23 protein-coding genes are annotated in these 25,449 nt (G+C 70.3%); 14 read left to right on the forward strand and 9 right to left on the reverse strand.

Translation table 11 applies throughout. The annotated features are described in order from the left end of the window. The first annotated feature begins 232 nt into the window (after positions 1–232). The 3 genes from D456_RS0100830 (at position 233) to D456_RS0100840 (ending at position 2,601) form a co-directional block, all read left to right on the forward strand. Complete coding sequence (locus D456_RS0100830; protein WP_017574249.1) at positions 233–898, forward strand: TetR family transcriptional regulator; 666 nt, start codon at positions 233–235, stop codon at positions 896–898. Between the two features lie 85 nt (positions 899–983). Continuing rightward, positions 984–1,493 carry a MarR family winged helix-turn-helix transcriptional regulator gene (locus D456_RS0100835; protein ID WP_017574250.1) on the forward strand — a complete coding sequence of 170 codons (510 nt, stop codon included), beginning with the start codon at positions 984–986 and terminating at the stop codon, positions 1,491–1,493. Positions 1,494–1,584: 91 nt separating this feature from the next. Beyond that, positions 1,585–2,601, forward strand: coding sequence for a GDSL-type esterase/lipase family protein (locus tag D456_RS0100840; RefSeq protein WP_017574251.1), 1,017 nt, complete (start codon positions 1,585–1,587; stop codon positions 2,599–2,601). 39 nt (positions 2,602–2,640) lie between these two features. On the opposite strand, the gene D456_RS0100845 is transcribed toward D456_RS0100840, so the two are convergent. After that, complete coding sequence (locus tag D456_RS0100845) at positions 2,641–3,609, reverse strand: NAD(P)/FAD-dependent oxidoreductase (protein WP_017574252.1); 969 nt, start codon at positions 3,607–3,609, stop codon at positions 2,641–2,643. A gap of 81 nt (positions 3,610–3,690) precedes the next feature. Between D456_RS0100845 and D456_RS0100850 the strand changes: the two genes are divergently transcribed. Continuing rightward, entirely contained in the window at positions 3,691–4,281 is a 591-nt protein-coding gene (locus D456_RS0100850) for a helix-turn-helix domain-containing protein (protein WP_017574253.1), read from the forward strand. A gap of 21 nt (positions 4,282–4,302) precedes the next feature. Here D456_RS0100850 and D456_RS0100855 read toward each other — a convergent pair whose 3' ends face one another. The 5 genes from D456_RS0100855 to D456_RS0100875 form a co-directional block, all read right to left on the reverse strand. Beyond that, the gene (locus D456_RS0100855; RefSeq protein ID WP_017574254.1) at positions 4,303–6,066 is read right to left on the reverse strand and encodes an ABC-F family ATP-binding cassette domain-containing protein; all 1,764 of its coding nucleotides are present in this window, start codon (positions 6,064–6,066) and stop codon (positions 4,303–4,305) included. Positions 6,067–6,122: 56 nt separating this feature from the next. Beyond that, entirely contained in the window at positions 6,123–6,848 is a 726-nt protein-coding gene (locus D456_RS0100860) for a VanZ family protein (protein WP_017574255.1), read from the reverse strand. A 579-nt stretch (positions 6,849–7,427) separates the two neighbouring features. Beyond that, positions 7,428–8,327 carry a transketolase family protein gene (locus D456_RS0100865; RefSeq protein ID WP_026115456.1) on the reverse strand — a complete coding sequence of 300 codons (900 nt, stop codon included), beginning with the start codon at positions 8,325–8,327 and terminating at the stop codon, positions 7,428–7,430. Between the two features lie 79 nt (positions 8,328–8,406). Beyond that, complete coding sequence (locus D456_RS0100870) at positions 8,407–9,117, reverse strand: thiamine pyrophosphate-dependent enzyme (protein WP_026115457.1); 711 nt, start codon at positions 9,115–9,117, stop codon at positions 8,407–8,409. Between the two features lie 47 nt (positions 9,118–9,164). Further along, the gene (locus D456_RS0100875) at positions 9,165–10,172 is read right to left on the reverse strand and encodes a sugar-binding transcriptional regulator (RefSeq protein ID WP_051049378.1); all 1,008 of its coding nucleotides are present in this window, start codon (positions 10,170–10,172) and stop codon (positions 9,165–9,167) included. Between the two features lie 201 nt (positions 10,173–10,373). Here D456_RS0100875 and D456_RS0100880 point away from each other — a divergent pair, with 201 nt between their 5' ends. The 4 genes from D456_RS0100880 to D456_RS0100895 are packed head-to-tail and all read left to right on the forward strand — an operon-like array spanning position 10,374 to position 14,606. Further along, a complete protein-coding gene (locus D456_RS0100880; RefSeq protein ID WP_017574259.1) occupies positions 10,374–11,381 on the forward strand; it encodes a zinc-dependent alcohol dehydrogenase family protein in 1,008 nt (335 codons plus the stop codon). A gap of 17 nt (positions 11,382–11,398) precedes the next feature. Further along, positions 11,399–12,757, forward strand: a complete 1,359-nt coding sequence (locus D456_RS0100885; protein WP_026115458.1) for an ABC transporter substrate-binding protein — start codon at positions 11,399–11,401, stop codon at positions 12,755–12,757. Beyond that, positions 12,754–13,716 carry a carbohydrate ABC transporter permease gene (locus tag D456_RS0100890; RefSeq protein ID WP_017574261.1) on the forward strand — a complete coding sequence of 321 codons (963 nt, stop codon included), beginning with the start codon at positions 12,754–12,756 and terminating at the stop codon, positions 13,714–13,716. Before D456_RS0100885 ends, D456_RS0100890 begins: the two co-directional genes overlap by 4 nt. Continuing rightward, positions 13,713–14,606 carry a carbohydrate ABC transporter permease gene (locus D456_RS0100895; RefSeq protein WP_017574262.1) on the forward strand — a complete coding sequence of 298 codons (894 nt, stop codon included), beginning with the start codon at positions 13,713–13,715 and terminating at the stop codon, positions 14,604–14,606. The genes D456_RS0100890 and D456_RS0100895 overlap by 4 nt, the downstream gene beginning before the upstream one ends. Before the next feature lie 64 nt (positions 14,607–14,670). Here D456_RS0100895 and D456_RS0100900 read toward each other — a convergent pair whose 3' ends face one another. Then, complete coding sequence (locus D456_RS0100900; protein WP_083904465.1) at positions 14,671–15,621, reverse strand: 4-(cytidine 5'-diphospho)-2-C-methyl-D-erythritol kinase; 951 nt, start codon at positions 15,619–15,621, stop codon at positions 14,671–14,673. A gap of 259 nt (positions 15,622–15,880) precedes the next feature. Between D456_RS0100900 and D456_RS0100905 the strand changes: the two genes are divergently transcribed. Beyond that, positions 15,881–17,875, forward strand: coding sequence for a serine/threonine-protein kinase (locus D456_RS0100905; RefSeq protein WP_017574264.1), 1,995 nt, complete (start codon positions 15,881–15,883; stop codon positions 17,873–17,875). A gap of 73 nt (positions 17,876–17,948) precedes the next feature. On the opposite strand, the gene guaA is transcribed toward D456_RS0100905, so the two are convergent. Beyond that, a complete protein-coding gene (gene guaA / locus D456_RS0100910; RefSeq protein WP_017574265.1) occupies positions 17,949–19,529 on the reverse strand; it encodes a glutamine-hydrolyzing GMP synthase in 1,581 nt (526 codons plus the stop codon). A gap of 92 nt (positions 19,530–19,621) precedes the next feature. Further along, on the reverse strand, positions 19,622–20,650 hold the full coding sequence (gene galE, locus D456_RS0100915; RefSeq protein WP_017574266.1) for a UDP-glucose 4-epimerase GalE: 1,029 nt from the start codon (positions 20,648–20,650) through the stop codon (positions 19,622–19,624). A gap of 190 nt (positions 20,651–20,840) precedes the next feature. Here galE and D456_RS0100920 point away from each other — a divergent pair, with 190 nt between their 5' ends. From D456_RS0100920 to D456_RS0100940, 5 genes are all read left to right on the forward strand, one after another. Further along, on the forward strand, positions 20,841–22,070 hold the full coding sequence (locus D456_RS0100920; protein ID WP_017574267.1) for a sensor histidine kinase: 1,230 nt from the start codon (positions 20,841–20,843) through the stop codon (positions 22,068–22,070). Continuing rightward, positions 22,067–22,762: a response regulator transcription factor gene (locus tag D456_RS0100925; protein WP_017574268.1), complete on the forward strand. Its 696-nt coding sequence runs from the start codon at positions 22,067–22,069 to the stop codon at positions 22,760–22,762. The genes D456_RS0100920 and D456_RS0100925 overlap by 4 nt, the downstream gene beginning before the upstream one ends. 113 nt (positions 22,763–22,875) lie before the next feature. Continuing rightward, positions 22,876–23,775 (forward strand): ABC transporter ATP-binding protein, encoded by a 900-nt coding sequence (locus D456_RS0100930; protein WP_017574269.1) that lies wholly within the window; start codon positions 22,876–22,878, stop codon positions 23,773–23,775. Continuing rightward, complete coding sequence (locus D456_RS0100935) at positions 23,772–24,539, forward strand: ABC transporter permease (protein ID WP_017574270.1); 768 nt, start codon at positions 23,772–23,774, stop codon at positions 24,537–24,539. Before D456_RS0100930 ends, D456_RS0100935 begins: the two co-directional genes overlap by 4 nt. Then, on the forward strand, positions 24,536–25,282 hold the full coding sequence (locus D456_RS0100940) for an ABC transporter permease (protein WP_017574271.1): 747 nt from the start codon (positions 24,536–24,538) through the stop codon (positions 25,280–25,282). The genes D456_RS0100935 and D456_RS0100940 overlap by 4 nt, the downstream gene beginning before the upstream one ends. Positions 25,283–25,449 lie beyond the last annotated feature (167 nt).

A 25,449-nucleotide genomic window follows, 5' to 3' on the forward strand; every position in this document is an offset into this window, starting at 1 on the left:
CGTCCGCCGGTTCCTGTTCCATCGGCCGGCGCCCCATCCGGAAGATGTGGTCTTACCCTGCCTCCGCAGGCGTTCAGGATCTCCGCCCGCCCGGCGGCGACCTGCCGACGGGTTTGCTTCTCACCCACCGGAAATACAGAAAGTACGCAACCAAGAACCCACCGCGCAGAGCAGAGCCGATTCACCTCCGGTCTGAAGACCGGAGCGCTCTCGGACAAGACAGGTAGCCATCATGGGAGTAGCCGACAGCGATCAGAAGGTCCACGTGCGCCGCAAGCGCATGACGGGCAAGGAGCGTCGGCAGCAGCTCGTCGAGATCGGCCGCGAGCTGTTCGCCGAGCGCGGGTACGACGCGACTTCCGTGGAAGAGATCGCAGCACGGGCCGGTGTCTCCAAACCCGTGGTCTACGAGCACTTCGGCGGGAAGGAAGGCATCTACGCGGTCGTCGTCGACCGTGAGATGCGCCTGCTGCTGGACATGATGGGCGAGGCCCTGACCGCCGACCAGGCCCGCAGCAAGATCGAGAAGGCCGCGCTGGCGCTGCTGCGCTACGTCGAGGAGAACACGACGGGGTTCCGGGTCCTGACCCGCGACTCCCACGTCGCCTCGGGCACCGGCAGTTTCGCCGGCCTCATCAACGACATCGCCAGCCAGGTCGAGCACATCATGGTGGCCGAGTTCGAGGAGCACGGTTACGACCCCTCCCTGGCACCCATGTACGCACAGGCGCTGGTGGGCATGTGGGCCCTGACCGGCCAGTGGTGGCTCGAGGTGCGCAGGCCCCGCCGTGAGGTGGTCGCCGCTCACCTGGTGAACCTGGCCTGGAACGGCCTGTCCAGCCTGGAGGCCAAGCCGAAGCTGGCGGCGAAGCCGAAGGGGCGCCGTTCGGGACGCTGATCTTCCGGGTACGAAGCTTCGTGGGACGGGTGCGCACTTCGCATACCCGTCCCACTATCTTGATGTCAAGAGATATACTGGGCCCATGCGCGATGAGGTGGATGGGTTGATCGAGGCGTGGCGGAGCCAGCGTCCGGACGTCGATGTACGGCCGCTGGAAGTCTTCAGCCGTGTCTCGCGTCTGTCCCGGCACCTGGACCGTGCCCGCAGGACGGTCTTCACCGAGCACGCCATCGAACCCTGGGAGTTCGACGTGCTCGCGGAACTGCGCCGTTCCGGGCCTCCCTACGAGCTCAGTCCCGGCCGTCTCCTGCGCGCCACCCTCGTCACCTCCGGGACCATGACCAACCGGGTGGACCGCCTGGCCGCGGCCGGTCTCGTACGCCGCCGCCCGGACCCGGCCGACAAACGCGGGGTGCTCGTGCGGCTCACCGACAAGGGTGCCGAGCACATCGACGACGCCCTCGCCTCCCTCCTGAGCTACGAGGAGGGTCTCCTCGCCCCCATGCAGGCCGAGGACCGCGAACAGCTCGCATCGTTACTGAGAAGCCTTCTCGCACCTCTCGACAAAGGTCCCGAGGGTCCGCGAAGCTAGTCCTCACTCGGCGGTACACAGCGCTCTCAACGCCGGTGTGTCCGCCCCGGGCGCGGCCCCTTCCCCCGAGCACACCGGTTGGAGTCCCACAGTGAGAACGCGATGGGCGGCGCTGACCGCCGCGACCGCCACGATCCTGGTCGCCACGGCCTGTGGCGGTGACGACGGGAGCGGCGGCGACGGAGCGTCCGGCAACGAGCCCGGCTACTACCTGTCGTTGGGGGACTCCCTCACGGTCGGTGTGCAACCCGACGACAACGGGACCCTGCAGGAGACCCGGGACGGCTACACCGACGTGCTGTACAGGAACCTCTACGACACCGACTCCACCCTCCAGCACGAGCGCATGGGCTGCGGCGGCGAGGACACCACCTCCTTCCTCCGGGGCGGCAACGGCCAGTGCGAGGACGAGTACGGGGGCGCGTCCCAGATGGAGGCCGCCGAGGACTTCCTCGACGAACACGGGGACCGGGTCGAACTGGTCACCCTCACCATCGGCGGTAACAACTTCACCGGCTGCGTGGACGATCTCGACATCGAGGAGGGCGACGGGCCCACCGTCGACGTCGACTGCGTCGAGGACGGCCTGGAACGCATCGGGACGGAGCTGCCCGAGATCACCGAGCGGCTGAGCGCGGCCGCCGGCGAGGACACCCGGATCGTCGCTATGACCTACTACAACCCCTTCCTCGCCGCCCTGCTGTTGGAGGACGAGGAAGAGGCCGAGGACGAGGAAGGCTCCGGGGACGAGGAGAGCCCCGAGGGCAAGGCCACGGACGAGGAGCCCCCCGAGGGCGACGGGGAGGTCGAGGGCGAACTTCCCGGCGACGAGGACGTGGTCGAGTACGCCACCGGGGTCCTGGAGGAGATGAACGAGTCGATGCGTGAGACCTACGCGGCGGACGGCATCGACGTCGCCGACGTGGCCGACCTGTTCGACTCCTCCGACTTCGACGTGCCCGAGAACAGCGAGACGGGCATGCCCGCGAACGTGCAGGCGATCTGCGACTGGACCTGGATGTGCGACACAGCGGTCGGCCCGGACATCCACACGAACAAGGCCGGAGCCCAGGAGATCGCCGGGGCCTTCGAGGACCAGCTGCGCTGACCAGTGCGGGCCCGGTGGACGACCACCGGGCCCCGGGTCTCAGACGGCGGCTCGGGCCGAGACCGCAGCTGCGGTCTCGGCCTCGACGAGATCGGCGTTGATGCCGGCTCCGGCCCTCGTTCCGGCCGCGGCAGCGGCCACGATCTGTCCCGAGGGGTCGGCGACGTTGCCGGCCGCGTACACGCCGGGTACCGAGGTGGCGCTCATCGCATCGACGGGGACCTTGCTGCCGAAGACCTCCCCCGCCGCCTCCAGCGGTTCGGTCGCCACCCCCAAGGACTCCAGGACCGCGGAACGGGCGTTCATCGCGGTCCCGACGACGACGGCCTCCACCGGGAACTGGTACCCCTCCGCGAGGCGCAGGCCGCGGATCCGACCGTCGGCGGACTCCACCGAACGCACACGTCCCTCGACGACCGTGACGCCGCGTGCGGCCAGGCGCTCGTACTGCTCGTCGGTGGGGTCGGGCGCGGTGTGCAGGAAGAGCGTGACGTCGTCGCTCCACTGGCTCCACATCAGGGCCGAGTGCACGGCCATCGGGTTGCTCGCGACCACACCGATCCGCTGGTCCCGGACCTCCCACCCGTGGCAGTAGGGGCAGTGCAGTACACCGCTCCCCCAGTGCTCGGCCAGACCGTCGATGTCGGGAAGCCCGTCGACGAGTCCGGTGGTGACCAGCAGGCGGCGGCCGCGCACCGCGCTGCCGTCGCCGAGCACCACCGTGAGGGCCTCGCCCTCGTGCTCGGCACGGACGGCCGTCCCGTGTCGGAAACGGACGCCGTACCCCTCGGCCTCGGCACGCCCCAGGTCGAGGATCTCGCCGGGTGCGGCGCCCTCGCGTGTCAGGTAGGCGTGGGCGTGCTCGGCCGGGGCGTTGCGCGGGGTGCCGTCGTCGACCACCAGCACCGACCGGCGGGCCCGGCCGAGCGTGACGGCGGCGCTGAGACCGGCGGGGCCGCCGCCCACGATCACCGTGTCGAAGAGTTCGGTCCTGCTCTGTGTCTGCATGTCGTGTCCTCCCATGCCGAGCAGGATCGGCGAACGATCCCCAGGTTGACAATCTTTCTTGCCAATGCGGCAATATCGGGTATGAACGACGACGACCTCTCCCGTGTCCTCGACGTGGTCGGTCCGCGACTGCGCGACCTGCGCAAGGACCGCGAACTCACACTGACCCACGTCTCCGCCAGGACGGGCATCTCGACCAGCACACTGTCCCGGTTGGAGTCCGGTGGACGGCGCCCCACCCTGGAACTCCTGCTGCCGCTGGCGCGGGTCTACGACGTGCCGCTCGACGAACTCGTGGACGCGCCCCGCACCGGCGACCCGCGTATCCACCCGAAGCCGGTGACGCGGGGCGGGCAGACGATCGTGCCGCTCACCAACGATCTGGGGAGTCTGCGCGCGTACAAGTTCGTCGTGCCTGCGCCGGAGGGCCCGCTCCCCCCGGCCGACCTGCAGACACACGAGGGCTACGACTGGTTGTACGTGCTCTCCGGGCAGCTGCTGTTGAGCCTGGGTGATCAGGAGACCCTGTTGAAGTCGGGTGAGGCCGCGGAGTTCGACACCCGTGTTCCGCACGCGGTCCGCAACCCCGGCCCGGCGGTCACCGAGTACCTGACCCTGTTCGGGCCCCAGGGCGAACGGGTGCACCTGCGGGCGCGCACCGTGCGCAAGTGAGACCGGGGCGGGCCCCGCCCGTCAGTCGCCCGCGGTCTCGGCCTGCTCCAGCCAGACCTCCTCGAGCTCCTCGCGCTCGGCCGTGAGGGCCCTGACCTCGGCGTCCAGCTCGGCGAGTTCGGCGTAGTCGTCGGCGGCAGCGGCCATGAGCTCGTGGAGCTCGTTCTCGCGCTTGGTGATGCGGTCCATGCGCCGCTCGGCCCGCTGCATCTCCTTCCGGGCCGCACGGCGGTCGGCGGCCGAGACCTTCGGCTGCTCCTTGGGGGCCTGCTCGGCCGTGCCGGGGACCTCGGCCGGGCCGCTGGTCTCCTCGCGGCGCCGCAGGTACTCCTCCACTCCCCCGGGCAGGAACGCCAGGCTCCCGTCGCCCATGAGCGCCATGACCCGGTCGGTGATGCGCTCCAGGAAGTACCGGTCGTGGGTGACCAGCACGAGCGAGCCCGGCCAGCCGTCGAGGAGGTCCTCCAGCTCGGTGAGGGTCTCGATGTCCAGGTCGTTGGTGGGCTCGTCCAGCAGCAGCACGTTCGGCTCGTCCATGAGCAGGCGCAGGAGCTGCAGCCGGCGCCGCTCACCGCCGGACAGGTCACCGATCGGGGTCCACTGGCGGTCGCCGCGGAACCCGAAACGCTCCAGCATCTGCCCGGCGGAGTAGTCGCGCTTGCCGATGGTGACGTGTTCACGCACGTCCTTGACGGCCTGCAGCGGACGCTGGGCGGGGTCGAGCTCGGCGACGTTCTGCGACAGGTGGGCGAGCTTGACCGTGCGACCCACCCGCACCGTTCCGGTGTCGGGCTCGCGTTCCCGGGCGAGGAGCTTCAGCAGCGTGGACTTGCCGGAACCGTTGACCCCCACCAGGCCGACCCGGTCGCCCGGCCCCAGCTGCCAGGTCAGGTGGTCCAGCAGGGTGCGGTCGGGAACGGAGTAGGAGACGTTCTCGAGGTCGATGACGGACTTGCCCAGGCGGGAGCTGGCGAAGCGCACCAACTCCACGCTGTCGCGCGGCGGCGGCTCGTCCGCGATGAGCTGGTTGGCGGCCTCGACCCGGAACTTGGGCTTGGACGTGCGCGCAGGCGCACCCCGGCGCAACCACGCGAGTTCCTTGCGCATGAGGTTCTGGCGGCGGTCCTCCGCGGCGGCGGCCTGGCGTTCGCGTTCGGCCTTGGCGAGCACGTAGGCGGCGTAACCGCCCTCGTAGCGCTCGACGGTGCCGCGGCCGACCTCCCACGTGCGGGTGGTGACCGCGTCCAGGAACCAGCGGTCGTGGGTGACGACCACGAGCGCCTCGGAACGGCCGTTGAGGTGCTGGGCGAGCCAGGCGATGCCCTCGATGTCGAGGTGGTTGGTGGGCTCGTCGAGTGCGATGAGGTCGTGGTCGTCGACCAGGAGGCGGGCCAGTCCGGTACGCCGCCGCTCGCCGCCGGAGAGCTCCGAGAGGGGCAGGTCCAGGTCCCAGCCGCTGAGCAGTCCGCGCAGGATGTCGCGGATCCGGGCGCTGCCGGCCCACTCGTGCTCGGCCATCTCGCCCAGGACGAACCGGCCCACCGTGGTGTCGGGGAACTCGTCGCGCTGGTGGAGGAACCCGACCCGCAGGCCGCGGTTGTGCACCACCCGGCCGGAGTCGGGTCCGGTCAGGCCGGAGAGCACCGACAGGAGCGTGGACTTGCCGCCGCCGTTGCGGCCGACCACGCCGATGCGTTCACCTGCCTCGATGCCGAGCGAGACCTCGTCGAGGAGCACGAGCGGCCCGTAGGCCAGGGACACGTCCTGAAGATTGACCAGATTCATCACTCCCCATTGTGGTCCCCTCTCCGCAGTGCCCGCGCCCACGGAGGCCCCCGGGGTCAGTCCGCCACCGGGTGCATCGGTGACGGTGACCGGTCGGGTCCCCCCGTGTGGACCCTGCGGGCCGCCCTCAGGCAGACCACGGCGATGACCGTGCCGGCCACGGAACCCGCGGTGTTGAGCATCACGTGGGCGGTGTCGGCCGTACTGCCCGCGGCCATGGCCCACTGGACGCTCTCGACGCCCACCGACAGCGCGGGTCCGAAGGACAGGCGTGCCCAGCACCGGGTGAAGGAGTGGAAGGCGAGAATTCCGACGGGGACGAACAGGAGCAGACCGAGGAGATGTTCGGGCGCCTTGTCGCGCTCCGGGCCGACGACCTCGATGTTTCCTGTGTCACCGTGCAGGAAGAAGGCCGTTCCGTGGGGGCCGGGGAATTCCGCCCGACCGTCCGCGGAGGATGTCTCGGGGGTGTGCTGGTCGAGGCGGCCGTCGGTGGTTTCCGTGGAGAAGTCTCCGTTCGCTCCGGTGTCGGCGAAGGCCTCACTGATGTCGCCCACCGGGTCCCAGTCGAGATCGCGCGTGTGCGAGCCCATCTGGTCCCATTCCCCCAAAGGAGCGGCGATGAACAGGAAGAAGACGAGGGTGCACGCGGCGAGGAGCCCCCGGGGCAGGCCGGTGGACGAGCGCAGTTCGCTCCGTGCGAGGCAGAAGGCGCCGACCAGGAGCGCCACGAGCACGAGCCCCACCGTCAGAGGGGTGACGTAGAAGAGCAGGTTCCCCATATGTCCTCCGTGCGAAGAAAGCCGAGTTCCTGGATCGGCCTTGAAACTGTACACACAGAGAATCCCTGAACATGAAGGTTTCTCTGCTTTCCATCGACGAAACAGGAGGACACATACGACCGAATCCGCTCGCAACAACCTAGCTAAATCGGAGATTCATCTCGCGTGCGACGTAATACCCGCAAGGTGCATACCATGAAAACCCACGTGGGTTCCCGCGCGTGTGCCCACGAGAGGGAAGGGGCGGCACGGGCGCACACATGCGGATACGTGCGTTCGCCGGGGCGCGCGGCCGAACGGCCCCGGCCCATGTACGCCCTCTGGATCAGCGCAGGTGAACGGGGATCCGACGCCGAGGCCGGGACTCCCCCCGGCGGCCGTGGGACGGAACCGCCCCGTGGCTCCCGGACGCCAGGACCCGACCAGAGGTTCTCACTCGGCGCCGTCCCCGCACGGCCGAGTACGGTGCGCTCATCCCCGCGCGCATAATGCGCACGGAATCCGGGGCTTTAAGGGACACGCCGCACCGGCCGGCCCGTGAGCGGGGTGCCCGCCCCTGCTGAGCACCCCGCTCGCGCCTCACAAGAGGAAGAAGTCCCGCGCGGCCCCGGCGATGCCCTCGGCATCGAGGCCATGAGCGCGGTCGTGCTCGTGCGGGTCGCCGTAGGCCCGCAGCTCCGTGTCCCGGGTGACGCCGAGACCGCGCTGCCGGTGACGCCGGTCGGAGAGCGCTGCGGAGACCTCGTGGGCCGAGGTGCCTTCCAGGTAGGGCTCCACGAGCAGCACGTCTGCGCTGCCCGCGGCGGCCGTGATGCGGTTGAGGCCCTGGCGGTCGAAGGGCCGCACGGTCGAGGCGTAGGCGACGGTCACGTCGAGGCCGGCGGTGGCTTCCAACGTCCGGTCCAGCATCGGCCCCACGGCGACGACCACCCCGGCGGAACGCCCGGACCCCTGGCGCACGACGGTCAGCCGCTCGGACACCGGCACCGGCGCCCGATTGGTCTCCGACGACAGCCGGAGGTAGACGGGGCGCTCGCCGGCGATCTCCTGCCGGAGCAGACCCCGCACCTCGTCGGGGTGGCCGGGCACGTGCACGGCCCACCCCGGCAGGCTGTCCACGAGTGCCACGTCGCCGGGCGACTGGTGGGTGCGTCCGGCGAAGGAGGCGTCGTAGGAACCCCCGATACCGACGAGGACCGCGCCCACACCCTGATGGGACAGGGAGATCTTGAGCTGCTCGAAGGGCCGCTCCACCAGGAAGGGCGCGTAGCTGTGCACGATCGGCCGCATCCCGGTGAGCGCGAGTCCGCCTGCGACCCCGACCAGTGCCTGCTCCCGGATCCCCACGTCGATGACCCGCTGGGGATGCCGTGCGGCGGACTCGCGGAACTTGTCCCCGGAGATGACGGCGAGCACGAGCGCGGCCCGGGGGTCCTCGTCGATCGCCTCGCGCGCAGTAGCGGCGAAGGCGTCACGCATCGAGGCCCCGGACGCCGTGTGGATGTCCATGGACTGCGCGGGCACGTGCGTCTGCACGGGTGTGTTCAAGGTTCTTCCCTCAGCTCTGCGACGGAGTGGTGACGACGACGGCGAGCGGCCGCCCGGGGTGCGGTTCGGTGAGGGCGCGGTGGACGGCGTCGTGGTGGCGCCCGCGTGCGCTGCGCACCTCCCAGCCCTCGACCTCGAAGCGGGTTCCCACACCCCCGGGCCAGGGCGGTGTGGCCGAACGGTTGTCGACGACGACGGCGGTGAGGTTGTCGGCCCCCAGACGCGCTGCGGCGGCGATGGCCTCGTGGTTGCTTCCTTCCTGGAGCTCACCGTCGCCGACGAGCACGACGACGCGGGGCCGGGTCCCGTCGTCGCGCCGGATCCCCTGGGCACGCAGTCCGAGGGCACTGCCGAGGGCGAGGGGCAGCCCGTGCCCGAGCGATCCGCTGCTGATCTCGACGCCGAGGGCGAGGGTGCGGTCGGGGTGGAACCCGAGTGGTGAGTCGTAGGCCCCCCATCCGCGCAGGGTGGACACGTCGAGGAACCCCTTGGCGGCGAGCACGGCGTAGTAGGCGGCCGGTCCGTGTCCCTTGGAGAGCAGGAACCGGTCGCGGTCGGGTGCGTCCGCGGTCTCGGGGCTCACCCGCAGGATGCGGTCGTAGAGCGTCCAGATGACGTCGAGCGTGGAGTGGGCGGCCTCGAAGTGTTTCTCGTCGCCCTCCATGAGGCCGACGAGCGAGGGCAGATCGGCGTAACGGCTGAATGCGGCTGCGGTGGTCATGTCCACCAGTGTTCGCCCTCAAGTTTGGTTGAGGTCAACCTCCGGGTTCAGCTGTCCTCGGACCCGGCCTCCGCACGGCCCGTGTCCGCGTCCCCCGTGTCCGCGTCCCCCGTGTCCTCCTCGGCCAGCAGTACCCGTGCGGCTTCGCTATCGGTCACCAGTGTGGAGACCAGCCCGCTGCGCAGCGCCGCACTCACCGCCCGCGCCTTGGCCCGGTCCCCGGCCCCGGCCACCGCCACGACCTCGGGCACCCGCCGCAGCTGCTCGGCGCGCACACTGATGATGCGCTCGGCCAGGTCGCTGTGGATCTGGTTGCCGGCGCCGTCGAACAGCTGCGCCGACATCTCCGCGCGCACGCCCAGCCCCGTGTACCGTTCCCGCGCCTCGGGGTCCAGCGCCTGGTACACGGTGGAGTTCCGTTCGTCCCAGCCGCCGATGGCCACCACCGCGGTCGTGAGCCGGTCGTAGTGCGCGAAGGCGCTCGCGATCCCGGGGTCGGAACGCAGGGTGGCGGCAGTGGCCGCGTCCGGCAGGATCAACGGTGCATAGATCGGGTAGGCGGGCCCACCGCTCAGCGCCGCGGCCCGGCGCACGGTCTCCACGGACCCGCCTGCTCCGGCGTGTTCGGAGAGCACCCCGTTGAGCTGCACGACCGTGCACTCGGGCAGGTCGACCAGGTCCGAACCCATGACTTGCAACGCCCGGCTCCAGGCCAGACCGAGCACTTCCCCCGACCGCACGATCTCGGCCAGCAGGCGGGCCGCGGCCGAGCCGAGCGCCCGCCGGGTCTCCTCGGGGTCGGAGACGCCGTCCGCACCCGCGGGGGTGTCCACGACGACGGCGCGGCGCAGGCCGTAGGCGGTTCTCAGCTCTTCCGACAGCTGCCCGTCGAGGCGGGCCGGCAGCCGGATGTCGATGTGCACGATGCCGCGTTCCCGGGCGGTATCGAGGTCGCGTGCGATCTTGAACCGGCTGATCCCGAACTCCTCGGCGATCTCGACCTTGGAACGCCCGTCCAGGTAGAAGCGCCGCGCGACGGCGGCCAGCCGCAGCATCTCCGCGGGCCCCAGGGGTGCGGCCTCGGGCCCCTGGGTACCGGTCTGCACTCCATGCCCCCGATTGCTCATATGTGCGGAAGTGTACTCGGCTGAGCTACACCCATTGACACCAGGTTCCACTCGGGCTTTCAATGATCCAAACAAATGTGACAAAGGTCGCTCATATGAGCACTATGACAGTCCGGGAGTACCCCAGCCATGCGTGCCGCCATCATCAGTGAGCCGGGTTCCCTCACCGTGGGGGACCGGCCCGCGCCCGCCCCAGAACCCGACGGAGTGGTCGTCCGGGTCGGTGCCTGCGGAATCTGCGGAACCGACCTGCACATCGCCGACGGCGAGTTCCCGCCCAGCCCGTACCCGCTGGTCCCTGGGCACGAGTTCGCCGGCACCGTCACCGCCGTGGGCGACCGTGCCCCCGGCGGTCTGCGACCGGGCGACCGCGTGGCCGTGGACCCCTCGCTCTTCTGCGGCCACTGCGAGTACTGCCGGGCCGGCCGCGGCAACCTGTGCGCGAACTGGGGCGCGATCGGCGACACCGTCGACGGCGCCTTCGCCGAGTACGTGGCCGTGCCCGCGGCCAACTGCTACCGGCTCCCCGACTCCGTGAGCATGCGCGAGGGCGCCTTGGTCGAACCGCTCTCCTGCGCCGTGCACGGTATGCGCCGCATCGGTGTGGAGACCGGTGAGGAGTTCCTCGTCGTCGGCGCGGGAACCATGGGTCTGCTCCTGCAACAGCTCCTGCAGAACTCCGGCGCGCGTGTGACGGTCGTGGACCGCAACACCGAACGCCTGCGCCTGGCCGCCGACCTGGGCGCAGCCGCCACGGCCGCCGACACCGCCGGCATCGCGACGGGCACCTTCGACGCCGCCGTCGACGTCACCGGCGCTGTCCCGGCGATCGAGGCCGCCGTCGACGCGCTCGGCAAGGGCGGGCGGCTGCTCGTCTTCGGGGTCGCCGACGAGGACGCCCGGGTCTCGCTGTCGCCGTTCCGCATCTACAACGAGGAGATCACCGTCGTGGGGTCCATGGCGGTACTGAACAGCTTCGGCGCTGCCGTCGACCTCATCGCCTCCGGGAGCATCGAGACGGCCCCGCTGCTCACCCACGCGCTGCCGTTGGAGGAGTTCCCCGAGGCCCTGGCGATGATGCGCGCCGGGACCGGCGTCAAGGTCCAGGTCGTTCCCGACGCCGACACGGCCGCCTGAACCCGGGAGGAACCGGAATGCGCAGTACACCAGGCACACCGGTGTTGGCCACGGCCGCAGCGGGGCTCCTGTTGACCGGGTGCGCAGGTGCGGGCGCGACCGCGTCGAGCGAGGACACCGTACGGCTGACCGTGGCGATCGTGTCCAACCCCCAGATGCAGGACGCGATCTCCCTGCAGTCGGAGTTCCGCGAACAGCACCCCGGTATCGAGGTCGACTTCGTGTCCCTGCCCGAGAACGAGGCCCGCGCCAAGATCACCACGTCGGTGGCCACGGGCGGAGGCGAGTTCGATGCGGTCATGATCAGCAACTACGAGACCCGGCAGTGGGCCGAGTACGGCTGGTTGGAGAACCTGCAACCCCACATCGACGACGCCGAGGGTTACGACCCCGAGGACTTCATCCCCTCGATCCGCGACGACCTCTCCCACGAGGGCGACATGTACTCGGTGCCCTTCTACGGGGAGTCCTCGTTCGTGGCCTACCGCGAGGACCTCTTCGCAGAGGCCGGGGCCGAGATGCCCGAGGACCCCACGTGGGAGGAGATCGCAGACCTCGCGGCCGAGATGGACGGTGTCGAACCCGGGGTGTCGGGCATCTGCATGCGCGGCCTCGCCGGGTGGGGCGAGGTACTCAGCCCGTTCAACAGCATCCTCAACACCTTCGGCGGCCGCTGGTACGACCAGAACTGGAACGCCGAACTCGACTCGCCCGAGTTCCGCGAGACCGCTGGGTTCTACGTCGACCTGGTGCGGGAGCACGGCCAGCCCGGCGCCGCCAACAGCGGGTTCGGCGATTGCCTCAACCAGTACGCGCAGGGCCGCTCCGCGATGTTCTACGACTCCACGTCCATGGTCAGCACCATCGAGGACGAGAACGCCGGTACGGTCGCCGGACTCAACGGCTACGCACCCGCGCCCGTGGCCGAGACCGACTACGGCGGCTGGCTGTACACCTGGTCGCTCGGGATCCCCTCCACCTCCGAGCACAAGGAGGAGGCCTGGGCGTTCCTGGAGTGGATGACCGACAAGGACTACGTACGGACGGTCGCCGAGGAGTACGGCTGGCAGCGCGTCCCGCCCGGCAACCGCCTCTCCACCTTCGAGGAGCCCGCCTACCAGGAGGTCGCCGGCGCCTATGCGGAACCGATGCTGTCCGGCATCGAGGACGCCGATCCGGCCGACCCCGGGACCCGTCCCGTCCCCTACGAGGGCATCGGGTTCCTGGCCATCCCCGAGTTCCAGGACCTGGGTACCCGGGTGAGCCAACAGCTCAGCGCGGCCGTGGCCGGGCGCGTCACCGTCGAGGAAGCGCTGGAGCAGGGCCAGGAGTACGCCGAGACCGTCGGCGAGACCTACAGGGAGGAGGAGCGATGAGCGCCCCGACCGCCCCCGAGCGCGAGGAGGCCGCGGCACGCCCGCCCCGGGGCCGTCGGCGCCCGTCCCCCTCGGCCCGCCGCCAGGGGTGGGTGCGGCGCGCGCCGCTGTTGCCCGCCCTGGTGTTCACGCTGGTCGTGACCCAGCTGCCGTTCCTGGCCACGATCGTCTACTCGCTGCGGTCGTGGAACCTGCTGCGTCCCGATTCCCAGGCGTGGGTGGGCCTGGCCAACTACACGGCCGTGTTCACCGATCGCCAGTTCCTGGGCGCGGCCGCCAACACGGTCCTCATCACCGCCTCGTGCGTGATCGTGGCGATGCTGCTGGGCATCGGGCTGGCACTCCTGTTGGACCGCAGGTTCTGGGGCCGGGGCGTGGTGCGCACGCTCGTCATCACCCCGTTCCTGATCCTGCCGGTGGCCACGGCTCTGCTGTGGAAACACATCATGCTGGAGCCGGTCTTCGGGCTGGTCAACTTCGTGCTGACACCGTTCGGGTTCGCCGATTTCGACTGGGTCTCGCAGGCGCCGGTGCTGTCGGTGGTCATCGCCCTGGTGTGGCAGTGGACACCGTTCATGGCGCTGCTGGTGCTCGCAGGGTTGCAGAGCCAGGACGCGGACGTGCTGGAGGCCGGGCAGGTCGACGGCGCCTCGAAGTGGCAGATGTTCGCGTGGATCACCCTGCCGCACCTGCGCCGCTACATCGAGCTGGGTGTGCTGCTGGGGTCGATCTACGTGGTCAACACCTTCGACACGATCTACATGATGACGCAGGGCGGTCCGGGCACCGCCAGCTCCAACCTGCCCTTCTACATCTACCAGCGAACCTTCCTGGGGTTCGACATCGGACAGTCCGCGGCCATGGGCGTCGTGGTGGTGGTCGGCACCATCCTCGTGGCGCTGCTGGCCCTGCGGCTGATCTTCCGCACGTTCATGGACGCACAGGAGGCCCGATCGTGACCGCCCCAGCCGCCGAACGACCCGCGCGGTCCGGTGACGGGTCCGCCGCACCGGAACCGCGCCGCCGGTTCCCGAACGCCGCGAACGTGCGCGGTGGCGCCCTGACCGTGTTCACCTGGGCCGTGGGCCTGCTCTTCGTGTCCCCGGCGCTGTGGCTGGTCCTGACGGCCTTCAAGGAGGAGAACCAGGCCGCCACCGACCCGCCCACGCTGTTCTTCACCCCGACCCTGGACCGGTTCTCGGCCGTGCTGGGGTCGGACTTCGCGCCCTATCTCGGCAACTCGCTGATCGCGACGCTGGCCTCGACGCTGCTGGTGCTGGCCCTGGGGGTCCCGGCCGCCTACGCGCTGTCGGTGGCCCCGGTCGAGCGCACCAAGGACGTGCTGTTCTTCTTCATCTCCACGAAGATGCTGCCGGTGGTGGCGGTCGTGGTGCCGATCTACGTCGCGGCCGCGCACCTGTCGGTCCTGGACAACGTGTGGACCCTGGTGGTGCTCTACACGGCGATGAACCTGCCCATCGCGGTGTGGATGCTGCGGTCGTTCTTCCTGGAGGTGCCGACCGCGATCGTGGAGGCCGCCCGGGTCGAGGGCGCGGGCCTGCCGAGGATCCTGTGGTCGGTGATGCTGCCGATCATGGTCCCGGGTATCGCCGCCACGGCGCTGATCTGCATGATCTTCGCCTGGAACGAATTCTTCTTCGCGGTGAACCTGACCGCGGCCCAGGCGGCGACGGTGCCGGTGTTCCTGACCGGTTTCGTCACCAGCGAGGGCTTGTTCGTGGCCCAGCTCTCGGCCGCGGTGGTGATGGCCTCGCTGCCGATCGTGATCGTGGGTTGGAGCGCCCAGCGCCAGCTCGTGCGCGGCCTCTCGATGGGTGCGGTGAAGTGATCGGCGGGCCGGGCTCCGACTGCCTCCCGCAGGTCTCGCCGCCCGGCCCGGAGCATGAACTCCCTCACACCAGGACGGCCCCGGGGACATCGCCCTCGGCCGTGACGACCGACTCGCACAGGCCGCTGCCCTCCAAGGACGCCACGACCTCGCGGCGGCGCGCCTCGACGGTCCCGGGGTCCTCGTCGCCGCCTCCCACCAGGAAGGCACACGTGGGACCCGAGCCCGAGACCAGCGCACCGACGGCACCGGCAGCGCGCCCGGTGTCCAGGGTGCGTTCCAGTTCCGGCAGCAGCGAGAGCGCGGCGGGTTGCAGGTCGTTGTCGAGGGCCCGGCCCAGGGCAGCGGTGTCGGCCTCGGCCAGGGCCCTGCGCAGGGCGGGGCTCTCACGGGGCTCGGGCGCGTCCGGGAACAGCCGGTCGTACTCGCCGAAGACGGCGGGGGTGGAGAGGCCGTGCGGGGACAGCGCGAAGACCCACTGGAACCGGCCGGGGCTGTCCATGGGGGTGAGGATCTCGCCGCGTCCGGTACCGACCGCCGTGCCTCCCACGAGTCCGAAGGCGACGTCACTACCCAGGCGGGCCGCGAGCCCGGCCAGGTCCTCCTGGGACATGCCGCTGTCCCAGAGCCGGTCGCAGGCCACCAGGGCGGCCGCGGCATCGGCACTGCCGCCCGCCATACCGCCCGCGACGGGGATCTGCTTGATCAGTTTCAGATCGACTGGCGTACTCTTCCCCGTGGTCTCGGCGAGGAGAACGGCCGCCCGGGCAGCAAGATTCGACGAGTCGAGGGGAACCCGTGCAAGGTGGGTCCCCGTCCCACCATCGGCTGTGAGTTCTGTGAGGGGCCGTGAACGACGCGCCGACGCGTCCTGGGCGGTAACCTCGTCGAACAGCGAGACGGCGTGGAACACGTTGACGAGGTCGTGGAACCCGTCCTCACGTCCGGGCCCCACCGCCAACTGGAGGTTCACCTTCGCGGGAACCCGCACGGTTACGGTGGTATTAACGGTCACGAGTCCCCAATCGTAAAGGAACCCCCACCTTGCGTGAACACGAGCCCCCGAAGGGGCACCCCCGTGTTCACCGCCTCCCAGCGGCGGTGACACCGCCGCACGGGAACCCGGGGCCCCTCGCACCGGGGACCGTCACCACTGTCATGTCAGTCAACGCCCGTCCCCTGAGGGACCCGATCAGGTCTCCGAATGGGAATCCGGGCACAAACACCGCTACCTTGGGGCAAGGCGGGGTTTGGACACCGTCGGGGAGGGTCGCTTGCCGTCGGATGGGCTCCCGAAGAACCTGGAACCGCTGGCTGCCGGAGATCCGGCCACCATCGGCCCGTACGTGCTTTCCGGAAAACTGGGCAGTGGCGGCATGGGTACCGTCTACCTCGGCAGCATGCCGGAGCGGGGCAACCAGGTAGCCATCAAGGTCATCCGCCCGGAGCTCGCCTTCGACGAGCAGACCCGGGCCCGGTTCCGCGACGAGATGGAGAACGCCCGCAAGGTCGCCTCCTTCTGCACCGCGAAGGTTCTGGACCACGGAACCTTCGAGAACCGGCCGTACATGGTCACCGAGTACATCGCCGGGACAGCGCTGGCCGAACACGTCTCCGAGAACGGTCCGCTGGACTCCTCGACGCTGCACGGCTTCGCTCTGGGCGTGGCCGCGGCGCTGGCTGCCATCCACCGCACCGGGCTGGTCCACCGCGACCTCAAGCCCGCGAACGTGTTGCTGTCGTTGTCGGGTCCGCGGGTGATCGACTTCGGTATCGCCCGGGCGATGAACACCGCCACGAACCACACCCAGACCGGCATCGTCATGGGCAGCCCGGGGTGGATGGCGCCCGAGCAGCTGCTGGAGGAGCAGGTCACCACCTCCGCGGACATCTTCGCCTGGGGGTGCCTGGTGGCCTTCGCCGGCAACGGCACACACCCGTTCGGTAACGGCGACGCCATGACGCTGGGCAAACGGGTGTTGTTCGCCGAGCCGCAGCTGGGCAACATCACCAGCCCTCTGGACCGGCTGGTGACCCAGGCCCTGGCCAAGGAACCGGGCCGCCGCCCCACCGCGCAGGACCTGCTGCTGGAGCTCACCGGCGGTGAGGACAACGGCAACGACATGGTCTCCGACGCGCTGCACCATTCGTGGCACCCGAAGCTGCCGCCCATCCCGCCCGGCCCCGGTGCGCCGCCCCAGCCTCCGCAGGGTGCGCACCAGACCGCGAGCGGGATGCGCCGCCCTCCTCCCCCGGGCCAGTTCCAACAGAACGGTCCGCCGGTACCTCCCGGCAACCAGACCGGGAACTTCGCGCACTCGCAGCAGGGGCCGCCGCCCGGGGGCCCGCAGCCCGCCTCACACCCTTCCGGGGCGCCGCAGCAGGCACAGCAGCCCCGGGGCGGGCCCGCACCCGCTCAGCACCCGGCCTCCACGGGGCCGATCCCGATGGTGGCGCCGGCCGAGCAGCAGAACCCGCAGGCGCATCACCACGCCCGAGCACAACAGCCTCAGCACCAGCACGCCCAGCACGCCCAGCAGGCCCAACCGGCTTCGCGGCCGTACGTGCCCCCGGTGCCGCCCCCACCGCACCGTCCGACCGAACCCGGGCGCCGCAGAGGGTTGTTCCTGGCTCTGGGACTGGGCGGGGTCGCGCTCGTGGCAGCGATCCTGTTCCTGCTGTTCAGTGTGCTCAACCCGGGCTCGGGGCCGCTGTGGTTCGGCTCCGACGACTCCGGGAGCGAGGGGGACGGTTCCGACGACTCCGGGAGCGAGGGGGACGGGACCGACGACTCCGCCGAGCAGGCCCCCGACGGTCCCCAGGACCAGGCCGGGGACGGACCTGTCGACTTCGATGTCACGGCCATCACCTGCGGTATGGAACAGGTCGGTCTGCACTCGGCGGTCCGGGTCGGCGATGGAGAGTACTGCGTCGTCGAACTGACCGTGACCAACCACGGTGACGAGACCGTACGCATGCGGCACGAGAACCAGATCATGGCCACCGACGAGAAGACCGAGACGGCGCGCGAACCCTCGACCGCGGAGGCGAACGCGCCCCTGTGGAACCCCACCATCCACCCCGGCGACAAGGTCACGGGGCCGATGGTCTTCATCATCCACAGCGATCAGGTCCCCGAACGGCTCCTGCTGACCACCGAGGAGCTCCCGGAGGGCGAGCTCCCGGGTGAGAACCTCGACCGCTACGACGAGGTGCTCGTCGGCGACCTCGTGGAGCGCGCCGAGGAGTACGAGTTCGGGGACTACTGAGGGGAGCTCCCCCCTACGGGAACGGGCCCGGCCGCGCGATGCGACCGGACCCGTCCGTGCGCGGGAGCGGCGCCTACTCCCACTCGATGGTTCCCGGGGGCTTGCTCGTGACGTCGAGCGTGACGCGGTTGATCTCCCGGACCTCGTTGGTGATGCGGTTGGAGATCTGCGCCAGGACCTCGTAGGGAACCCGCGACCAGTCCGCGGTCATGGCGTCCTCACTGCTGACCGGACGCAGCACGACCGGGTGGCCGTAGGTACGGCCGTCGCCCTGCACACCGACCGAGCGCACGTCTGCCAGCAGCACGACCGGGCACTGCCAGATGTCGCGGTCGAGGCCGGCGCGGGTGAGCTCCTCGCGGGCGATGGCGTCGGCGTCGCGCAGGGTCTCCAGGCGTTCGCGGGTGACGTCGCCGATGATGCGGATGCCCAGGCCGGGGCCGGGGAAGGGCTGGCGCCAGACCATCTCGGAAGGCAGGCCGAGTTCCTCACCGACCTTGCGCACCTCGTCCTTGAACAGCTCGCGCAGCGGTTCGACGAGGGTGAACTGCAGGTCCTCGGGCAGGCCGCCGACGTTGTGGTGCGACTTGATGTTGGCGGTGCCGTTGCCGCCGCCGGACTCCACGACGTCGGGGTAGAGGGTGCCCTGGACCAGGAACTCGACCTGGCTGTCGGCGTCCCCGCTCTCGGCGACGACCTCGCGGGCCGCCTGCTCGAAGACGCGGATGAACTCGCGGCCGATGATCTTGCGCTTCTCCTCGGGGTCGCTCACGCCCGCCAGCGCCTCCAGGAACTGTTCCTGGGCGTCGACCACCTTGAGCTTGGCGCCGGTGACGGCCACGTAGTCCTTCTCGACCTGCTCGGCCTCGCCCTTGCGCAGCAGGCCGTGGTCGACGAAGACGCAGGTCAGTTGCTCTCCGACAGCACGCTGGACCAGGGCGCCGGCGACCGCGGAGTCCACGCCGCCGCTCAGTGCGCAGATGACACGCTTGTCGCCGATCTGCTCACGGATGCGTTCGACCTGCTCGTCGACGATGTTGACCATCGTCCAGGTGGGACGGCACCCGGCCCCCTCGTACAGGAAGCGGCGCAGCATCTCCTGGCCGTGCTCGGTGTGCAGGACCTCGGGGTGGAACTGGACGCCGAACAGAGCGCGGTCGGTGTCCTCGAAAGCAGCGACGGGGGCGCCCGCGGTACGTGCGGTGGTGACGAACCCTGCGGGGGCCTCGACGACGGAGTCCCCGTGCGACATCCACACGAGCTGCTCGGCCGGCGTGCCCTCGAAGAGCACCGATCCGGGCTCGACGGCGAGTTCGGTCCGGCCGAACTCGCTGAGGTCGGTGCGGGCGACCGTCCCGCCCAGGGCCCGGGTCATCGCCTGGAAGCCGTAGCAGATACCGAAGGTCGGGACCCCGGTCTCGAACAGCTCTGCGCCCACGTCGGGGGCGCCCTCGGCGTAGACCGAGGAGGGCCCGCCGGAGAGGACGATGGCCTTGGGTTTCTTGGCGAGCATCTCCTCGACCGGCATGGTCGAGGGAACGATCTCACTGTGCACGTGCGCTTCCCGCACCCGCCGTGCGATCAGCTGCGCGTACTGCGCGCCGAAGTCGACGACGAGGACGGTGTCGAACGTGGTGTCATCACCAACGGACACGACGGAGGACCTTCCGCAGGAGTAAAGGGATCTCCGTCGATTCTAGGGTGTCCAGCGTGCTCAGGGGTTCACTCGCGGATGTGCGCTCCGGCTCAACTCCCGGTCGGGGGGCCGGCGAAACCGCGGGGGTTGGCGGACTGCCACCGCCAGGCGTCGGCGCAGGCGTCGGCGACCGTGAGCCGGGCCTTCCACGCGAGGTCGCGGCCGGCTGCGGTGGGGTCTGCGTAACAGACGGCGATGTCGCCGGGACGGCGCTCGGTGACGCGGTAGGGCACGTGGACCCCGGTGGCCTCCTCGAACAGGCGCACGCACTCCAGCACGGAGGTACCGCGTCCGGTACCGAGGTTGTAGACGCGGTGCCCGGTGCTGTCGGCGAGGTGGTCCAGGGCGGCCACGTGGCCGCGGGCGAGGTCGACCACGTGCAGGTAGTCGCGCACACCGGTGCCGTCGGGGGTGTCGTAGTCGTCGCCGAACACACCGAGGTACTCGCGGCGCCCGGCGGCGACCTGCGCGATGTAGGGGAAGAGGTTGTTGGGCACGCCCTGGGGGTCCTCACCGATGAGACCGCTGGGGTGGGCGCCGATGGGGTTGAAGTAACGCAGGGAGACGATGCGCAGCGACGGGTCGGCTGCGGCCAGGTCGTGCAGTATCTGTTCGATGAAGAGCTTGGTGGTGCCGTAGGGGTTGGTGCTCTCCAGCCCGGCACTCTCGGGGATCGGCACCGTCCCGGGGTCGCCGTAGACGGTCGCCGAGGAGCTGAAGACCAGGTCGCGCAGCCCGAACTCACCCATGACCTCGGCAAGGGTGAGCAGGGCGTCGAGGTTGTTGCGGTAGTAGCGCAGCGGCTGGGCGACCGATTCCCCCACCGCCTTGAGCCCGGCCAGATGGACGACGGCGTCGACCTCGTGCTCTGACAGCACACGGCGCAGGGCGTCGGGGTCGGTGCAGTCCGCGTGGTGGAAGGCGACCGCGCGGCCGGTGATGCGCTCGACGCGGCGCAGGGCCTCCTCGTGGCTGTTGACGAGGGAGTCGGCGACGACGACGCCGTGCCCGGCCTCGAGGAGCTCGACGGCCGTGTGGGTACCGATGTAGCCGGCACCTCCGGTGAGCAGCACGTTCAACGTTGGTTCCCTCGCTCGTGGCCGGGTGTGGCAGCCGTACCGGGTCTCCGGCGGCCCGCGGACGCCCCCAGCATAGGACGCGCCCCGACCGGGCCAGGGGTGAACCCCGCCACTGGTTCCTCGAGCGCGGGCGCGGTCTCATACCGGGGTACGAGGACATGCGTGCGACGGGTCGATAGCGTTGGTGCCCATGCCCACCACGTCTCCGCGCCCGCTCATGGACCGTGTGACACGTTGGGCCCGTGGGCACACGCTCGCCGTGGACGTGTGCGGGGCGGTGCTCTGGTTCACCGTGTCGGTCTCGCTCTGGCCGCTGACTTATTTCTCCGCCGTCGACTCCCTCCTGTACGTACTGTTGGCGGCGGCGTGCTGCTCGGCGTTGGCCGTGCGGCGCCTGCGTCCACTGGCGTCCCTCTCGGCCCTGGCCGCTTTGGTGACGCTCCAGTACCTGTGGATGAGCCAACTGACGGTGTTGAGCCTGGTCTGCGCCCTGGTGGCGGCCTACACCTCGCAGACGGAGCTGTCGCCCCGGTGGCGGCCCGTCGCGGTGGTGCTCCTGCTGGCGGGGGCGGCCTGGGCCGTGTTCATCATCCCGGACTGGACGGGCGGTGACGACCTGGGGAGCAGGATGGCCACCGTGGCCTCGAGCTGGTCCTTCCTCCTGTTGTTCACCCTGCTCGGGACGGTGCGGCGGCGCAATCGCGAGGAGGTCGAGCGGGTGGTCGAGCACGCACGGCTCCTCGAGGAGGGAAGGGACCGGGAGGTGCGCCTGGCCGCGCTGGCCGAACGCACACGGATCGCGAGGGAGATGCACGACGTGCTCGCGCACTCGTTGAACGTCATGATCGCCCAGGCCGACGGGGGCCGCTACGCCGCGGCCTCCGACCCGGGCCGTGCGGTGGATGCGCTGGAGACGGTCGGCCGGGTGGGGCGCGAGTCCGCCCGGGAGCTGCACCAGCTCCTCGGTGTGCTCCGTGCCGACGAGGAGCGCGGGCCGGCCCCCGTGCCTGGTGTGGCCGCTCTTCCGGAACTGTTCGACGAGTACAGGAGCGCCGGCCTGGACGTGCGCCACGTGCTCCGCGGCGTTCCTCCGGGAGACGGCGGGGCCGAGGGGGCCGACCACGTACCCACGAGCGTGTCCCTGACCGTGCACCGCATCGTCCGTGAGGCCCTCGCCAACGTGCTCAAACACGCCGGGCCGGTGGTGGTGCGGGTGGAACTGGCGTGGTCGCCGCACCGGGTCGACGTGATCGTGGCCAATCTCCCCGGCGACGGAGGCGGCGAGGACGCTCCCGCGGGGCACGGCCTCGCCGGCATGCGCGAACGGGTGGCCCTGCACGAGGGCACTTTGGAAGCCGGTCCGGACGAGGGGACCGGCGGCTGGCGGGTGCACGCGACCCTGCACTGGGGGCGACCGTGATCCGGGTGGGTTTGGCCGACGACCAGCAGCTCTTCACCGCGGGCCTGGCCATGGTGATCGACTCCCAGTCCGATCTGTGTGTGGCCTGGCAGGCACGGGACGGCGCCGAAGCGGTACGTGCCCAGCAGGAGGACCCCGCGGAACTGGTGCTCATGGACGTGCAGATGCCCGGCACCGACGGGTTGGACGCCACCCGAACCCTGGTCGCCTCCGGGTCGCGCTGCCGGGTGATCGTGCTGACCACGTTCGACACCGACGAGTACGTGGTGGAGGGCATCGAGGCCGGAGCAGCGGGGTTCCTGCTCAAGAGCACCCCGCCCGAGGAACTGTTGGCGGCCCTGCGCACGGTGCACCGGGGCGACTCGGTGATCTCGGCGAGCTCCACACGGCGCCTGCTGCAACACGTACGGCCCCTGCTCGGGGGCGGTTCGGGCCCGTCCTCCCCGCCCGACCGGGAATTGCGTCGGGCGTCGGAGTCACTGACCCTGCGCGAGCGCGAGGTGCTGGTGGCGGTGGCACGCGGATCCACCAACACCGAGATCTGCGACCTGCTGGTGCTGTCCATGCCGACCGTGAAGACACACGTGGGCAACGTGCTGGCCAAGACGGGATCGCGCGATCGGGTGCAGGCGGTGCTGTTCGCCTTCCGGACCGGGCTGGTGGACCGTGAGGACCTGCTCCGCGGCCCCTGAAGCGCCCGGGCCTCCCGTGTTCCTCCTCCCCGGGTACGAGGACGGATCCGGTACCGCGGCCCGATGTGCGGGAGGGATGCGGTGACGGAGGCTTCTTCGTGGAAGGAGCATCCATGAGTCACGTCATCACCACCGAAGGTCTGACCAAGACCTACGGTTCACGCACCGTCGTGGACGGATTGGACCTGCGCGTGCCCGAGGGCTGCGTCTACGGGTTCCTGGGTCCCAACGGATCGGGCAAGTCGACCACGATGAAGATGCTGCTGTCGCTGGTGCGGCCCACCCGCGGCGAGATCAGCGTGTTGGGCCGTCCCGTCGATCACCGCACACGACACGAACTGTCCCCGCACATCGGTTCCCTGATCGAGGCCCCTCCCGGCTACGGGCACCTGACGGGCCGGGAGAACATGGCGGTCGTCCAGCGCATGCTCGGGTCGAGCGACCGCCAGGTGGCACGCGCCGTGGAGATCGTGCGGTTGGGCGAGCACATGGACAAACGTGTGCGCGACTACTCCTTGGGCATGAAGCAGCGGCTGGGCATCGCGACGGCGTTGGCCCGGGACCCTCGCCTGCTCGTGTTGGACGAGCCCACCAACGGCCTGGACCCGGCCGGGATCGAGGAGATCCGCGAACTGCTGGTGTCACTGGCCGACCGGGGCATCACCGTGATGGTCTCCAGCCATCTGCTCGACGAGGTCGACCGGATGGCGTCGGTGCTGGGGGTCCTCGGTCGGGGACGGTTGATCTTCCAGGGCACCCGGGAGGAACTGTTCGACCGGAGCGTTCCCGACCTGCTCGTGGACACCCCCGAGCCCGAGCGCGCCCTGGACCTCGGGTTGCCGGCGGTGCGCGGGCCCGGGGGTCTGCGCTTGTCCGGGTTCGACGACGCGGCCACCGCCGACCTGGTGCGGCAGCTCGTCCACCATGAGGTACCGGTCCACGGGGTGCGACGGGTGCGGCAGTCCCTGGAAGAGGTCTTCATGGACCTGACCGGGCGGGAGGGGTTGTCGTGAACCGCACCGCAGTGGCGGTCGAACTCCGCAAGACACGCCGCGCCCGGGTCGTTCCGGTACTCGCGGTCATGGTGATCGCGGTCGTGGCCCTGTCCTCGGCGAACCTGTTCTCCGATTCGATGCGGGCCGACCTGAGCGACCCTTCCGCGCAACCGTGGGAACAGCTGCTGCTCAACCACGTCGTGGTCGCCGCGATGACCTCCCCGGTCGTGGTCGCGGTACTGGCCTCGCGTCAGGTCGACATCGAGCACCAGGGACAGGGGTGGACGCTGGCCCGTGTGTGCGGCCTCGGGCCGGGACAACTGTGCCGGGCCAAGGCGCTCGTGCTGGGTGCCGTGCTGACCCTGGCCGTGGCCGTCCAGTCCGCCCTGGTCGCCGGGGCCGGGCTGCTCGCCGGCGTCGAAGTGGCTTTCCCCGCGGGGATGTGGGCGCGGTACACGCTCACCCTGGCACTGGTGAACCTGGTGGTGCTCTTCCTGCATCTGTGGTTGGCGGCTCGCGTGGACAACCAGTTCGTCGGCCTGGGGGTCGGCCTGCTCGGGGCGTTCTACGCGGTCTTCGCCCTGCTCATGCCGGCGTGGGTGGCTCTGGCGCTCCCCTGGGGACACTACGCGGCGATCTCTCCGCTGGGCACCGGACCGGACGGCGGTCTGGCCGCCGTCACCCCCGCCTACGGGGTGCTGGTGCCGTACCTGAGCGCCGTGGTGGTGCTGTTCGCCGTGGCCTGCCGCCGCTTCGACCGTGCTGAGGAGGGTCCGGCATGATCCTCGCCGAACTCGTCAAACTACGCCGTTCGGCCCTGTGGCTGGTCGCACTGGTTCTGCCCGTGTTGACCGTGACGGCCGGGGCGCTGAACTACGCCGGCAACCGGAGCATGCTGTCGTCGGGGTGGGCGCCGTTCTGGTCACAGGTGGTGCTGTTCTACGGGCTGTTGTTCCTGTCGATGGGGGTGGCGGTCCTGGCCTCGGCCGCCTGGCGCATGGAGCACCGCGGCCACAACTGGAACCTGCTGATGTCCACACCCATCCGCCCTGCTGCGATCGTGGGCGCCAAGATCGCGGCGCTCGCACTCGTGGTCGCGTTCATGCAGCTGGTGCTGTTGGTACTGGTCGCAGTGGTCGGCCGTCTCGTCCTGGGCCTGGAGGGGATGCCGCCGTGGGAACAGGCCGCCGTGGCGGGGTTGGCCGTGGTCGCCGCGACACCGGTGATCGCGGTGCAGTCGCTGCTGTCGATGTCCATTCGCTCGTTCGCCGCTCCCGTCGCCCTGGGTCTGCTCGGGTGCGTGGCCGGGGCCGGTGTACTGCTCGGCGGCGGGGGCGGTGTACTCAGCCACCTGGTGCCGCAGGCACTGGTGTCCTCGGCGCTCTTCCTCGGTAACACGGCGGTCGCGGACTCGGCGTCGCTGGATCCCGGCGCCGTGGGCACGATCGTGGCCGCCGCCGGGGCCCTGACCGCGGCCGTGTGGGCGTTGTCGGCCGTGCTGCTGGCCCGCCGGGAGATGCGGTGAACCCCGGCTCCCACACGGATGTGCCCGCAGTCGGCCCGTCAGCCATACATGCCCCCTGAGCCGCACGGTCACGTGAGCCGCGTGCGCGCCGTCACGGCTGTGAGAGCGGTGACGGCGCGCCTTTCATTCGGAGAGGGAGCGCATCAGGCCGCGCGTGGCCAACAACG

The sequence above is a fragment of the Nocardiopsis kunsanensis DSM 44524 genome, assembly GCF_000340965.1.
Lineage (GTDB): Bacteria > Actinomycetota > Actinomycetes > Streptosporangiales > Streptosporangiaceae > Nocardiopsis > Nocardiopsis kunsanensis.